General features: G+C 39.9%; 14 protein-coding genes. 4 read left to right on the forward strand and 10 right to left on the reverse strand.

Going from position 1 to position 14,704, the window contains the following annotated elements; translation table 11 throughout:
* Window positions 1–31 precede the first annotated feature (31 nt).
* The 3 genes from MST16_RS10330 to MST16_RS10340 all read left to right on the forward strand — a co-directional run bounded on the left by MST16_RS10330 (window position 32) and on the right by MST16_RS10340 (window position 1,939).
* Window positions 32–937 carry a pseudouridine synthase gene (locus MST16_RS10330; RefSeq protein ID WP_180054598.1) on the forward strand — a complete coding sequence of 302 codons (906 nt, stop codon included), beginning with the start codon at window positions 32–34 and terminating at the stop codon, window positions 935–937.
* Between the two features lie 112 nt (window positions 938–1,049).
* A complete protein-coding gene (locus tag MST16_RS10335) occupies window positions 1,050–1,397 on the forward strand; it encodes a type II toxin-antitoxin system RelB/DinJ family antitoxin (protein WP_078189014.1) in 348 nt (115 codons plus the stop codon).
* Between the two features lie 98 nt (window positions 1,398–1,495).
* Window positions 1,496–1,939 carry a GNAT family N-acetyltransferase gene (locus MST16_RS10340; protein ID WP_168378877.1) on the forward strand — a complete coding sequence of 148 codons (444 nt, stop codon included), beginning with the start codon at window positions 1,496–1,498 and terminating at the stop codon, window positions 1,937–1,939.
* Between the two features lie 139 nt (window positions 1,940–2,078).
* Here the strand turns inward: MST16_RS10340 and MST16_RS10345 are convergent, their stop codons facing one another.
* Window positions 2,079–2,798, reverse strand: coding sequence for a pseudouridine synthase (locus tag MST16_RS10345; protein ID WP_180010293.1), 720 nt, complete (start codon window positions 2,796–2,798; stop codon window positions 2,079–2,081).
* Between the two features lie 151 nt (window positions 2,799–2,949).
* On the opposite strand from MST16_RS10345, the gene MST16_RS10350 reads away from it, so the two are divergent.
* A complete protein-coding gene (locus tag MST16_RS10350; RefSeq protein ID WP_180010292.1) occupies window positions 2,950–3,405 on the forward strand; it encodes a DUF441 domain-containing protein in 456 nt (151 codons plus the stop codon).
* 32 nt (window positions 3,406–3,437) lie between these two features.
* Here the strand turns inward: MST16_RS10350 and MST16_RS10355 are convergent, their stop codons facing one another.
* The 9 genes from MST16_RS10355 to MST16_RS10395 all read right to left on the reverse strand — a co-directional run bounded on the left by MST16_RS10355 (window position 3,438) and on the right by MST16_RS10395 (window position 14,680).
* A complete protein-coding gene (locus MST16_RS10355; protein ID WP_257222648.1) occupies window positions 3,438–4,604 on the reverse strand; it encodes a CynX/NimT family MFS transporter in 1,167 nt (388 codons plus the stop codon).
* Window positions 4,605–4,909: 305 nt separating this feature from the next.
* Entirely contained in the window at window positions 4,910–5,920 is a 1,011-nt protein-coding gene (locus MST16_RS10360; protein WP_180003108.1) for a sensor domain-containing diguanylate cyclase, read from the reverse strand.
* A gap of 252 nt (window positions 5,921–6,172) precedes the next feature.
* Entirely contained in the window at window positions 6,173–6,499 is a 327-nt protein-coding gene (locus tag MST16_RS10365) for a gamma-glutamylcyclotransferase (RefSeq protein WP_180010290.1), read from the reverse strand.
* A 9-nt stretch (window positions 6,500–6,508) separates the two neighbouring features.
* The gene (locus MST16_RS10370) at window positions 6,509–7,429 is read right to left on the reverse strand and encodes a LysR family transcriptional regulator (protein WP_078189020.1); all 921 of its coding nucleotides are present in this window, start codon (window positions 7,427–7,429) and stop codon (window positions 6,509–6,511) included.
* Between the two features lie 181 nt (window positions 7,430–7,610).
* On the reverse strand, window positions 7,611–8,597 hold the full coding sequence (locus MST16_RS10375; protein WP_180007353.1) for an ion transporter: 987 nt from the start codon (window positions 8,595–8,597) through the stop codon (window positions 7,611–7,613).
* 148 nt (window positions 8,598–8,745) lie between these two features.
* Window positions 8,746–10,461 (reverse strand): AAA family ATPase, encoded by a 1,716-nt coding sequence (locus MST16_RS10380; RefSeq protein WP_180003112.1) that lies wholly within the window; start codon window positions 10,459–10,461, stop codon window positions 8,746–8,748.
* A gap of 96 nt (window positions 10,462–10,557) precedes the next feature.
* On the reverse strand, window positions 10,558–12,573 hold the full coding sequence (locus MST16_RS10385) for a hypothetical protein (protein ID WP_180010289.1): 2,016 nt from the start codon (window positions 12,571–12,573) through the stop codon (window positions 10,558–10,560).
* A 212-nt stretch (window positions 12,574–12,785) separates the two neighbouring features.
* Window positions 12,786–13,553 (reverse strand): 1-acyl-sn-glycerol-3-phosphate acyltransferase, encoded by a 768-nt coding sequence (locus MST16_RS10390; RefSeq protein ID WP_180010288.1) that lies wholly within the window; start codon window positions 13,551–13,553, stop codon window positions 12,786–12,788.
* An 11-nt stretch (window positions 13,554–13,564) separates the two neighbouring features.
* Window positions 13,565–14,680, reverse strand: coding sequence for a beta-ketoacyl-ACP synthase III (locus MST16_RS10395; protein WP_180010287.1), 1,116 nt, complete (start codon window positions 14,678–14,680; stop codon window positions 13,565–13,567).
* Between the last annotated feature and the right edge of the window lie 24 nt (window positions 14,681–14,704).

Here is a 14,704-nt window from a genome sequence, read left to right on the forward strand (position 1 = left end):
CTTTATTTGCTCAGTTTTTAGATCTTTCTTCATGCACAGTTTTGAATTTACCCCCCCGATGATCAATGGTGTCAGTGCCAGCAAAGTCTTCCTTGACGGTCAACACACACATGCCTCTACCGTCTATGGATATTTGTGTGAGCAATTTCCTCATATCCTAGCAGCAGAGTGGCAACAACGATTTAAAGATGGATTGGTCTATGCCGCAAATGGTGACGTTTTAACACTAGACAGTCCTTTTGAAGCCAATCGTCATGTTTATTATTATCGATTCTTAGCGCATGAAATCCATGTTCCTTTTGAACATCAGATTTTATTTGAAAATGATCATTTCATTGTGGCCGATAAACCACATTTTCTCACCATGAGTCCAACCGGTCAGTATGTACAAGAAACCTTATTGGTTCGACTCAAAAAGCAAACGCAGCTTGAACAGCTAACGCCGATTCATCGTTTAGACCGTGAAACTGCCGGCGTGGTGCTGTTTTCCAAATGTGTCGAAAGCCGTGGGCTATATCAACAGATGTTTGCCAAGCGGCAAGTTCAAAAAACCTATCATGCCATTGCAGCTTATCGAGATGAATTAAATTTCCCAATGACAACTCGCTATCGCATGGAAAAAGGTCAACCTTTTTATACAATGCAAATAGTAGATGGTGAACCTAACAGCGAAACCTTCATTCAGCTGATCCAGCAGCATGGAAACCATGCCAAGTATGAATTAAAGCCACATACCGGCAAGCAGCACCAACTCCGTGTGCATTTAAATGCTTTGGGCATTCCAATTCAAAACGACCCCTTTTATCCTGTAGTGCAACATAAGGCAGAGGATGATTTCAGCCAACCTTTACAACTACTTGCGAAACATCTTGAGTTTATCGATCCTGTGACAGAGCAGGCTTTTCAATTCAGTTCTGCCTATGAATTGACACTGTAAATCTATTGTCATTACATTAAATTGATAAAATACTGCCAAACTTTCTTGAATTTATAACAGTTTTGATTAGAATAAATGCGAAAAGTTAAGTATTTTAAAGCTTTCTAAGAATATGAGAAAAACTGAAGTCTACCAAATCCGCCTCGATTCACAGGAAAAGAAACAGGCCTTTGCCGTGTTTAAGCAATTAGGCATTACACCTGCACAGGCTGTACGTCTATTCTTTAAACAAGTTGTTTTAACCAAATCGATCCCCTTCTCTATTGAAAACCAAAATATCAATATTGAACAATTGATTAAGTTACGTAAATTAAAACAACAAGAAGCTCAAGCCATTTCAACCACTGAAATTAGCCCTGCGGAATTAGAAATTTTAAATAATGATCCATTATTAGATGATGATCATCTCGACTTGTTTGAAGAGCTCAATGCAATTTTGGGTGAAGGTGACAAAACTTAACACTGTCGCATTTATAAACAATTTATAAATCAACCAATTTCGAAAATTCGATATGCTTCATGCAAGACTGATAAAAATAGCAGGGAGTATAGAAAAAAATGATCGTTCGACGCGCAACAGAAGCAGACCTTCATCCACTTGCTGTTTTATTTGATGAATATCGCCAATTTTATGGCACCTCTTCTAATCTTGATATTTCATATAAATTTCTAAGACAACGTTTTGAAAATAATGAAAGCGTAATTTTTATTTGCTTAAAAGATGATGTGATTACTGGGTTTATCTTACTATATTTGGGCTTTTCATCTGTGGCTTGTTCAACCTACTATATTTTAGATGATGTCTATGTCAGCCCTGTATATCGTCGTCAGGGTTCAGCCAAACAATTGATCGATACCGCTGTTCTCTTTGCACAACATGAAGGTGCGCTTCGAATCAGCCTCGAAACTCAAAAAAATAACTATCACTCGCATCAGCTCTATGAATCGATGGGCTTCATTAAAGACGATGAATTTCAAACTTATCATTACTTTATTCGCTAATGCATTGCTCAGCATTAAAATACATCAACAAAGCATGTTGAAAAACGAATCTTTCGATCAGTAGATAGCAGACATATTAAAGGGCTTTAATACCGCACATTCATCCTTCAAATGATGACGTATCAAAGCCCTGTACCTATTACTGTGAATTTAGATTTTCACGAAATTTCGATTGTTCAATTTGCGCTGCATTCAAATAGATCCATTCACCCTCAGCAATATCTTCAAGCTTTAATTGTCCTATTTGAGCACGATGTAATGTTTCAACTTTATTGCCGACAGCCGCCAACATCCGCTTCACTTGATGATATACCCCTTGATGGACAGTCATTTGCAATTGATGTGAAGCCAATAGCTGTACATTGGTTGCAGCGAAAATGCCTTTTTCGTTTCGCAGCTCCACGCCTTGTTGCAATTGTTGCATTTGCTCAGGCGTCACAGGATCTGCGGTATGCATCGAATACACTTTGGCAACATGCTTTTTAGGGTGTGTCAGTGCTTGCAGATATTGACCATCATCCGTAAGCAGCAACAGTCCAGTGGTGTCTTGATCCAGCCGCCCTACGCATTGCAAACCACGATTTAACAGCACATCATCAAATAATTCAAAAACACTAAAATGATGGGTTGCCTGATGCGAACATTCATAACCTTGAGGTTTATTTAACGCAATATATATATGCTCACGATAGGTATAGTCCTGACCATGCACACTGTAAGTTAAATCATTTAAGTCCAGTTTTTGCTTTGGATTATCTACAATCTCACCGTGTATTTCGACCGTACCATTTTTAATCAACTGTTGGCAATATTTACGCGAACCAAAACCTTGTGATTGCAGCATTTTTTCCAAAAACATAGAACAACCTAATAAACACCATATATTGCTATTTTATACTGAACAGTGACTCAACTTGCAGGAAAAATAGCGGAAATGATCTTGAACGCCAGTTTTTAATGTTTCTGCGCTACACTATTGATTATTTATTGAAGTTTCTCACGAATATCCTATGTCTCAGTTGGATTTAAATCTGATCGTGTTATTGGTGTTATTGGCTTGTGGCATCTTTAGCCACAATACAGCGATCACCATAGCAGCAGGTGTCTTGATTATTTTCCGCATCACGCCTTTAAGTGAATTTTTCCCCTATCTGCAACAATATGGCTTAAACATTGGCATTATTATTTTAACCATTGGCGTACTCACACCGATCGCTAGCGGGAAAATACCCGGCGATTCAATTTTAAAATCCTTTTTAAGTTGGAAATCCCTCGTCGCAATCGCCATTGGCGTCTTTGTCGCATGGTTAGGCGGTCGCGGTGTCAAACTGATGTCCAATCAGCCAGATGTGGTTGCTGGACTGTTGATTGGGACAGTCGCAGGTGTTGCGATGCTGCGCGGTGTACCTGTCGGCCCACTCATTGCAGCAGGCATCTTGTCTTTACTGATTGGGATTAAGCAATAAGGCCGTTGCTGACATAGCGGTTTAACAAAATGTTAATTTGAGCCATGCTGCATTTGAAATAAACGTCGACTAAGCATGATTCCAACGAATGACAACGCTGACATCAAGATACCCGCCCAAAACCACGCTCCAGTCTGTGAAACTACGGTGGCAATCACGGGAGGCAGAACAAATTGTGAAATGGCAGAACATTGTAAAATCATGCCGATCGTCGTACTAATTGCCGCAGGATAAGGTGCAAAATGCAGTGCTTGCGCAAAGACCGTCGCAGCAACTAAGCCACCAAATAGCGAAAAACTGAACACTGTTAAATATTGCAATAAAAACGGTAACGCGTCTTTAAAGAGATAAAATCCTAAGGAGCAAATGATCAAGACGGCAAAACCCAGTTGGACTAAAGTTTTAGCTTGAAAACCACGCTGTAATAGCAGTCCACACCCCCATGTGCCCACTGCATTCGCAACGGCAACACTGGCTGTTAAAGCGCCTGCCAATTCAGCTGAAATTTGGTTTTGTGCATAAATCATCGGTAAGAAACCCACCAATGCAAACCACTGCCCTGCATATGTCCCAAAAATGAGCGCCAAAAGCCATGCTGCTGGATGTTTCAGAGTATCCCGAATGAGACCAATAATAGGTGTTGTATTCAGCGCCACATTAGGCTGAGGAATAAACATAGCGATACAGAGTAGTAATGCTGCAGTAATCATAGCGAAACTGAGCCAAACCACACTCCAACCATATTGAGCAATTAGAAATGGCGCAACCAATAAGGCTATGCCCATACCTCCGCCCATATAAGCACTCCACAGTCCCATCTTTGCGCTGATGTGCTGTAGCGGTACAAGCTGACGGATAAATGCAGGCCCTGTGAGTGTCACCAATAAGAAGCCAAATCCTTCTATGACACGCAGTAGCAACAAGACATCAAAGCTTTGTGCAAAGCTCCCCCATGCACTTGCTATCGTCAATAGACTTAAGCCCAATAAGATACACAGTTTAAATCCAATTTTTTGGATATAACTACCAATCAACAATGCAAAGCACATTCCTGCACCCTGTACTAGTGAGAGCAATAAACCAGACTGAATAAAGCTAATGCCGAGTTGCTGTTGTAATACAGGTATTGCGGGCGGTAGTTTCCCGATATGCATTGCAGCAACAAAACCTGCCGCAATAATGAATAAATCTTTTGACATCCCTTTCATTGAATTGTCATGCTCTTTTCGCCATGCAATAGTGCACAGCTTAACAATTCAAAATATTATTTTGAGTCAAAAAACAAATGACCTTAGATGATTTTTCAATTATTTAATCATCTTGCACCGTCACATGCTAAGCGCACTTTGATTTAAATTAAACAACGATACTTAGTCATGTCATCTGCAATTATTTGAGACAACACGTATTCCCATCAAAAATGTTTTTTCTGATACTTTCAATAATTTGGCGGTAGTGAAGGAATTCACCTGCATAACAATTAGTGAATTATTTAAGCAGTGAGTTATTCAATATTTACTTGTTTCCGTTCACGCTTATTGGCGTACATTTTCAAATCTGCCATTTCGACCAATTGATCGATGGATTCGGCATCTTCTGGAAATAAAGCCATGCCAATACTGGCACCAATTTTCAAACTCATTTGCTCAAATGCAAACGGTAGTCCGCAACTTTCTGCGATTCGATTCATCGCCGTTTGCGCACGCTCTAAGTTGGCAATATTGGTTAAAATCACAGCAAATTCATCACCACCCAAGCGTGCAACCAAGTCATCTTGACGTGTTTCACGCAAAATGCGCTGTGCAATTTCTTTCAGTGCAGCATCCCCAATGCGATGTCCAAACTGATCATTAATCGGCTTCAGACCATCCATATCAATCATCAAGATACCTAGCACTTTTTTCTGCGCACGTGCTTTTTCTATACCTTGGCGTAAAAAGTCGACAAACAAAGCCCGATTAGCTAAACCTGTTAAGCTATCTTGAGTCGCCAATTTATATAACTCTGTCGCACCGAAACGTGTTGCATGGTACATCGCCGCAGCGATCAACTCAGACATCAAACTCAATATATGTAAATCGGCTTCCTGAAAGGCATCGACTTGGTCAGAGTAAATCTTTAAAACACCGACACCTTCATCACAATGAATCAATGGCACTACTGCCATCGAACGCAATCCAACACGTTGACATGCCACGCGATCTACCCGTGCATCTGTTTCCGAATCTTGGCAATACAGTGTTTGTTTTTGCGCTATACATAGACCCGATAAACTATTTTCAATATGAAGTCTTAAACCCAGTAAATGACTCGCCCCACCAGACACTGCACGATAGACCATATCACCATCTTCAGCCAACTCTACAACTGCACCTTTAGCATGTGTAATCTGCTGCGCCTGTTCTGCCACTACGGTCATCACTGCATTTAGATCTAAACCCAGTTTGGCAATAGCTGTCTGAGTTTGAATCACAGACATGAGTTGAGTTGGTGAGGGTTCTATAGAATTGGGCATGATTGAGTTCAAACAGGGTTCAATGTGAGATACAGCTCAATTCTAAAAATTATTCATCCACTTGTATAGCGATCTTAAAGTGATTTCTGTGCATTCAAGCACTTTAGATACAACTCTTTTAGATACGGCTCTTTAAAAAATTGCACTCAAGGAAACAACAGAGCAAGCAGAATCATCGATACACATATCGAAGGTTGGGGAAAGTCATGATGTATGGATGGCCCACGTATTTTACGACTCTCCCCCTGGATATTATTTCAATGCATAAATTTCACTCTGCATCCATTCTCCGCCTTCCAATTGCACATCTACAGCCACACGTTGATATTCAGCACCTTCAAATTCATCTAAAGCCGCCCAATGTGCTGCTAAGTTTTCAGAGATAAAAACATAGCCTTCAATGGCTTGACCTGCCTTCGATAAACGAACGCCCGGACTGCCCATAACCGCACCCCAGCCTTTATGTTCTAATTCACCCCAAACCACACCTTTCTTCCACACGCCACCTATGCGCTCCATTACATCAGCATTGGGCTGACCTAGACGTAATGTCCCGTATACAAAAAGACTCTGAGTCATAGATCCCCCTTAGTTGGAATAATATTGATTGCGTTTTTGTGAGAATTTCGCCAACTGTTTTAGGAAGCCTTCAAAATAGCTTTTTTCAGCCTCTTCGGTACGATAACCCGCATACAAAGTCCGTCTTAAACCTTCAGGTGAAACACAATCTAAGCGCCGAGAGGTCACCCAACCTTTTTGCTCATATTCATTTACCACCCAATCAGGTAATGCCGCGATACCACGACCACTTGCAACCAACTGAATCAGCATCTGGGTCAAATCTGTAGTACGAACGTGTTTAGGCTGAATATTGGCCGGTAAAAATAATTTTGCCATGATATCTAAACGATGTTTATCGACCGGATAGGTAATCAGCGTTTCTTCTGCTAATTCTTGAACAGTCACATTTGTCGCACGAACCAATGGATGTGTATTTGACAATACCAAACGAGACTCATATTCAAAGATAGGGAAATATTCCACACCTTTTAAATTGATCGGATCTGCCGTAATCAGAAGATCAAACTCGCCCGTTTGTAATAGTTCATGCGGATTGGCTTCAAAGCCAGAGGCAAAGTCCAAATCTACATCGGGGTATTGCTGACGGTAGACATTCAATAACGGCATGAGCCAATCAAAGCAACTATGACATTCTGAAGAAAAAATAATTCGGCCGGTTTGACCATGCACAATACGTGTAATGTCCGATTGCGCAATTTGAACTTGCGGCAAAATGTCATCGGCAAGGCGTAGTAAACGTTGCCCAACATTCGAAAAAGTAACAGGACGTGTGCGTCGGTTCACCACCTCTACCCCATACCAATGATCTAGCTCTTTCAACTGGTGTGAAAGTGCAGAAGGCGTTAAACACAGATCATTAGATGCAGCGACCAAAGAACCGTGTTCTCTGAGTGCCAATAATGTTTTGAGATGGCGTAATTCCAACATAATGAGTTCCACAAACGACATACTGAATGAGCTGAAAATCAGTATTTTTAAATTATATTTATCATATCATGATATTTATGAATCATATTCATCATAAATTTTATTTAACTATTTTTTATTAACATGAATATACTTCATCAAGTTTTACTGAATCATCTTTAGCTAATGTGTTTTTTTCACATTACAAATCAGGTAATTTTTTTCCACAATGCGGGCAATATGCATACTGCTCACGCTCCTGCTTTAATGATTCCTCTTTTTGCTCACGTAACAATTGCCAAATAATATCCTGTGTTTGCTCACGGGTTAAACCCACTGTTTTTCGGATTTCTTCGATTTTTTCAGGCTCAAGTACAAAATCAATTTCACGATTTTGAATCAACTCACGAAAACTGAGTTCTAATTGTTGTTTGCGTTGCTCCAATTCATGTGCCAAACCATTGGCTAAAATACCTGCTGGCAATGCTGCCAAGCCAACCCCTAATATCGTAATCATTGCACCTAATATCCGCCCAACAGGGGTTATCGGTGTTACATCGCCATAACCGACCGTCGTTAAAGTAACAACAGCCCACCACATGGACGCAGGAATAGAACTAAAGACCTCTGGCTGTGCTTTACTCTCAACTAAATACACCCCAGCTGCGGCCATAATAATCATAATAAATAAAATAAAAACAACAGCTTGAAATGAACCTTTTTCACGTTCAATGACACGTAACAAAATTTGCAACGACACAAAATATCGAGTTAATTTTAATAAACGCAGTAATCGTAAAATACGTAAAAAACGCAAATCAAAATGGACAAAGAAATTTAGATATGCAGGTAAAATTGCCAATAAATCAATAATTGCGCCACCACTTTTTACCCAATTCAAACGATTACGCCAAGCGGAGTAAAATGGGTCTTTATCTGCAATCGACCAAAGCCTCAATACGTATTCAACACTAAATACAATGATTGAAAAATTTTCAAAAAAATCAAAGTAAACTTGATAAGACAAATAAATATCATTGACCGATTCGAGTAAAACCGCAGCAGCATTACCTAAAATCAGCAATATCAAAGCATAGTTGAGAAAATGACTAAATTTAGTTTCATAATCATCATTATGTAAATTGTTATAGACAAATTTACGCAGTGAATACCATGCACTAAAAGTCATAATTCAAATCGTTAGCAAATTAACTTGCTACAGTGTAAACCATCGCTTAGGAAAAATACGAATCCTTTAGACAGTCTACTGTTAAATCTATTGAACGATATTAACCACACTTTATTCATCAGTATTTTTCGTATGCACCATATATCCATTATTCCACAAATAATAAAGCCAAACGAACTTGGTCATATCCCATGCGTGGACTGGTTAACTCCACAATTGGACGCAACTTAACCGTGCCGTCATCATTATAATGTGCTGGGTCTTGTCGCTTCGCCAAGCGTTTATAGATTTTACGCACCTGCTCAACCACATCTTCTCCCGGATGTGCCACCGAGATATCTAAACCTTGCTCTTTTTGCAGACGAGCCAAATGGTTAATAATGGTGGCTGGTGTTAAGCCACGCTCCACTGCAATATCTTGAATTTCATAACCTTCCTCAAACAACTCCCGAGTTTGATCTAAAGTCGCTGTGGCAAAGCTTTGTTTTGCACCAGTTTTGGCTATTTTCTTTTCATTGCGCTCGATTTCCACTTCATTCAGCGTTCCACCACAATGACGAATAAAGGCTTTATGTTGTACGGTTAAATCAGCCTCTGCAAAATTGGTTTCCGCTTCATCAGAGAGTTCCTGAAAGCGTCGATCAGCTTTAATGGCCAAACTGTCGAGTTCTAAGGCTTGTTCATTAAAACCAAGTAAACGCAAACCATCTAATGTTTTTAAACGCGACAATGCCACATAACCCTGACCTTTCTCAAAAGTATGCGTCAAGTTAATTTCAGCCGCTGCCAGGGTCATCCCTTGAGATTTGTGAATGGTGATCGCCCAAGCCAAACGCAGTGGAATTTGTTGGAAACTGGCAATGGTTTTACCATCATCATTATCGACAGACCATGTTTCAGGTTCTACCACCAAGGTCGTGCCATCAGTGAGTTTTACTTTAGGCAAGATGCCATATTCATCATCTTCTTCAAAACCTATCACTTCACCGAGGCTGCCATTGATATAGCCCACGTCAAAGTTGTTTTTTACAAACATCACTTTGGCATTTTTCTTTAAGGTCAAAGTTTCCGGCGCACGCACTGAAGATTTTAAGGTTTCAATCAGTTTGTCATTACCATCGCATTGAGCATCAAACTGGCGAGATTCCTGTTCAATTTCATTTAGATGTTTATAGTTAATACTATCTACATCCATATTATGGGTATACAAGCGCGTAAAGGTTTCACCTATATTTTGTGAACTTGTCTGCCTTAAAGCATGCAAATGATCGCCCGTAATTTGCTGAGCACGAATCGCATTTAGAATATCATTGAGATAGTCATTACCCTGACGATGTTGTTCGGTCAAATAACACACGCGAAACTTCGCTTCTACCCATGCCTCAGACATAAAGCAAAACTTGTCACGGTTTAATTCACCTTTGCGTCCCACAGGGGGTAACTGGAAGAAGTCACCTGCAACAATGACTTGAATCCCCCCAAAAGCATCTTCACTGTCTTTAAAAAATTTTAAAACTTTATTCACCAAGTTTAATTGCTTGGCATGCAACATCGAAATTTCATCGATGATTAAAACTTGGGCATTTTCCAAATGCTCTTTTAAATATTTACGTTCTTTTAAGCGCTTTAACTCATCTTCGGAAATCGCATCTTTAATCCCAATCCCTGCCCATGTATGAATTGTCATGCCATTCATATGGGTTGCAGCAATCCCTGTAGAAGCCGTAATTGCCACCGGCACTTTGCGCGCTTTTAGATAATTGATGTACTGATTTAAAGTATAAGTTTTACCTGCACCAGCCGAACCTGTTAAAAACACATTTTCGCCTGCTTTGAGCAGCTTGAGTGCAGTTTCTTGTTTCATAAGACCTATACCGTAAAAGAACGGCTATAGCCTAACGATTTTTGACTCAAAAGTTAAGCGCACAACACAGTTTACTAAATCCGTATTTCGCCAATCTTACTTTAAGCTATTGAACCTATTTAAAAATTCTTTGGCGATATTTACTTTTTCTATTTCTGCTTGGGTATTATTTGAATACTCAAGTTGATCAAAAACCAAAATGTGGTTTTGCACATGACAGCCCAAAGTCATCGATACATGCAAAATGGGATGGTACATATGAAAAGCTACATATACTCTTGCAATGATACTGGCGCTATAACTTAATGCCAAACAATGTTTAAAGTGAATAGATTCATCAATAATTCGATCGATGGTTTTTAATTCTTCAAAGACCCACTCTTGAAAATATATTTTGTCTTCTGTTGTAAATGGCTGCCAGACTGTTGTCTGAAATTTACGCTTTAATTGAGTTAACACTTCTTGCTTTTGTTGCTTAGCATGCCAATGCACCGCCTGATGAAAGACCCCATTCCAGGTAATATTTTTAGGGACTGTATGACCTGTAGAATAAGTCGCACTAACATAGTCACGCACATATGCATCAAATACAGATACTCTTAAATTAGCATGCTTTAAATAAAATAAATTTCGAAAATCCTGCAGTTGAATTTTATGCTGTCGTAACATACTTAAAAACTGGCGATTTTCTTGGGTTTCTGGATGGATATAATCCATCAAAGCCTGCGGTAAATGCTGCGTACAACGTACTAAATGTTGCAGATAGGCCTGCATAATACGGCTCAAAGGTAGATAGACTTTTTTTATGGCCTGATCCTCTGCGCCTAACACCTGTCGCATTAAGATCAACCACTCATCTAAATACAAAATCGATGGGCTGATCACTACACGATGGTCATCATGCTGCTGATATTTTCGCTGTAAAACAAACTGTAGATTTTTTTCATGATTAAACCAATCATGTTCATGCGCAATCGTATGACAATTTTGAATAAATAAGCGCGCTGCAACAAATTGAAAATGTTGTAAGGTTGTAAGAATCAATGCGGGATGAATATGCTGCGTATCGACAAAACTTAATGCCGTCACAGCCACTCGTACATTACTGTGTTGAAAATTACGACTCAGCCAATCCAACACTTCGACTGACTGCTTGAACACCCATCGCACTGCACGGTTGTTATCGAGTAAAGGGAGTTTTCCACATTTTTTTTGCCAAATTGCTGTAGCTTGCACAAAATTACTGTGGCTTAATATGTCCTGCTCTGCCCAAACATCCCGATGCATCAAACGAATAAAACCCAACAAATTGGGACGCTCATATGCATGGTCGAGCAACAAAATAATATCTTCTATATGTTCATTTAATTCTTGTAAATTGAACCGATCTTCATAACTCAAACTCATGATCCGGTAAATCGTTGGATCTAAAAATTGTGCTGTAGCAAAACAAATCTCGTCCAAACTATCCATCAAGAGCTGTATCGGCAATATTTCAGCTTCTGTAAGTGAATGAAGCGCAAACATCTGCTCAATCTTTTGCATCAACCAATGTGGTAGACAGATTTGGCATTCGATATACGTTTGTAATAGCGGTGTCTGATAAATCTGCTGCTCTTGCATCAGCTGATCAAAAATTTGCGCTTCAACTGCTGTCATCTGTGCTAAAAACTGCTGAACACGCGCTGGCCCATTTAGATGTTGAAAAATCGACTGTAAGATCAATTGTCTAAATTGCTGTGCTTTTTCTCTGAGCAAGAGTGAATGTTGCGGCTTTAGGTCGCCAGTAAAAAAATACAATTCATGAAATAAGAAATCTTCTACTACTTCAATACATGGCACTGTCGTATGCAATTCAGCAATTTTGATGGGTCTAAATGGACTTCTAGGAAACTGATAGCCAATCGATTCACGACTTTGTAGCTGTAAGGTCCACAGTCCATTACACAGTTGAATGCGGTGCTGCTCTTGTTCAATTTTAAAGATATTTTGTGAATTGAGTGCTGTAGCAAGATCCATTTGCTCTTGATACAACTGCTTTAAACTTGGAGATATTCGAATAAGTTGCCGAGCAATATGCTCAAGCTGCGGGGTCAAGCTGTTCTGTTCCATCTTCCGCCCTAACGATCGTTGATTATTTTTCAACCTTCACTATAGTCAAAGTTTAATACTCCGACTACTGCCATTAATCGGCCAAAATGATGTTCATAAGGTCAATGCAAAGGCATTAGTTTGAAATACCGAAAGACAAATGTTGTGACTCATTCTCTATGATTTTGAGCTGTGACGGATAAAAAATAGATAAAGTTTCAGAGTAGTCACTATTATTGATCTGTAGAATGTTGTTCTGCACGGATTCTTTTGAGCTGTTCTATCGCAGTGTAAATATCTTGTTGTAGAGCCTCTCGATAACGCTTTAAATCCTCCACACTCTGAATATGACTTAAACTTTGACGGGGTAAAAATTGAAAATAGAACGGAATGCGCTTGGGGATAATCCGTTTGGGTAAAGACGGAATCACATCACCATGGCGTAATAATTTATCGAGTTTTTGTATTTTTAATAGTTGTTTAAACCAACGATGTTCAACGATCACACTGGCATCGAAACCCAGTTCAAAGACTTCATCCCCACCTAAAGCGGCAAAAGGCACGATGTCATAATTAAATTCTTGAGCCAGTTTTAAAAAGCCATAACGTTGCTTCCAGATCAGTTGATAGGCTTCGCCTTTTCGCTTCAATACCTCTCGACCGCCGCCGGGAAAAACTAAAATGGAATAGCCTTGTTGCATCACTGTTCTGACATAGTCCTGAATACCTTGGACTGCACCGAACTTTTTGACCATGCCACGCCAACCGGGCAAATAAAAATGGCTATGATCAGCAATACTGACCACAGCCACTTTATGTTCATTGTAGAGATAATCAATAATCACCGGTGAATCGAGTACACCGTAAATTGTGTGATTCCCTACATACATTGCAGGTTTAGATGCATCGATGTATTCAGCGCCTAAAAATGTTGGCGTGAAATACATGCGGGATAAAGCGCTTAAACGCTTTATCCATTTTGCATCATGTTCAACCTGCAAATGTACCGACCTTAGGCAGCATCATGTTTTTGAACAAGTATAGAACCTACTGAGTAGCCTGCACCAAATGAGCAAAGTACACCGTATTCGCCATGGTTTACTTCATTCGCAGTACGGTGCAATGCAATAATGACGCCTGCAGAAGAAGTATTGGCAAATTCATCAAGAATGATTGGCACAAGGTCTGGCTGAGCATGTTCTTTACCTACAACCAGTTTCAGAATCAATTCATTCATGCTGGCATTTGCTTGGTGTAACCAGAAGCGTTTTACATCTGTTGCCGCAATTTTATTGTCATCCAATTGCTTAGTGATCATTTTCGCCACTAATGGACACACTTCTTTAAATACTTTACGACCGTCTTGACGGAAACGGTTGTTGTCGATGTCAGCATCGACTTCACTCATATTTAAGTAACCGAAGTTGTTACGAATGTTGTTTGAGAACTGAGTAAACAGGTCAATATCCAACACTTCAAAACCAGCTTTGGTTTCAGTTTCTTCAATGATCGAAGCCGTTGCAACGTCACCAAAAATGAAGTGACAGTCACGCATACGGAAATCTGTATGACCAGACGTGATCTCAACGTTCACCAATAACACGCGACGAGCACCTGATTTGATCGCGTCATAGGCTTGTTTGATACCAAAAGTTGCAGCTGAACATGCAACGTTCATGTCATATGCATAGCCCTGAATACCCAATGCAGTTTGGATTTCAATCGCTACAGCAGGATAAGCACGTTGAATATTTGAACAAGACAAAATCACTACATCGATGTCTTCTGCAGTCACGCCTGCATTTTCCATCGCTTGTTTAGCCGCAGCAACACCCCATTCCGCTTGTAGCGAAATTTCATCATTTGGACGTTCATGTAGCACTGGGCGTAAACGTTTTGGATCTAAAATACCGCTTTTTTCAGCAACATAACGTGCTTTCACGCCAGACGCTTTTTCGATAAATTCTGCACTTGAACCACGGCGCGCTTCTAGCTCACCGGCTTCAATTTTTTCAGCATTGTCGCTGTTGTACTGTTCCACATAAGCATTTAAAGCTTCAACTAACTCTTCGTTAGTAATTACGTCTTCTGGATGATAAAGACCTGTACCCGTAATGCGGATGCCCATGTAAAACTCCTTTTAGAAATTACC

The organism is Acinetobacter sp. YH16040_T (genome assembly GCF_024605785.1).
In the GTDB taxonomy this organism is placed as follows: Bacteria; Pseudomonadota; Gammaproteobacteria; order Pseudomonadales; family Moraxellaceae; genus Acinetobacter; species Acinetobacter amyesii.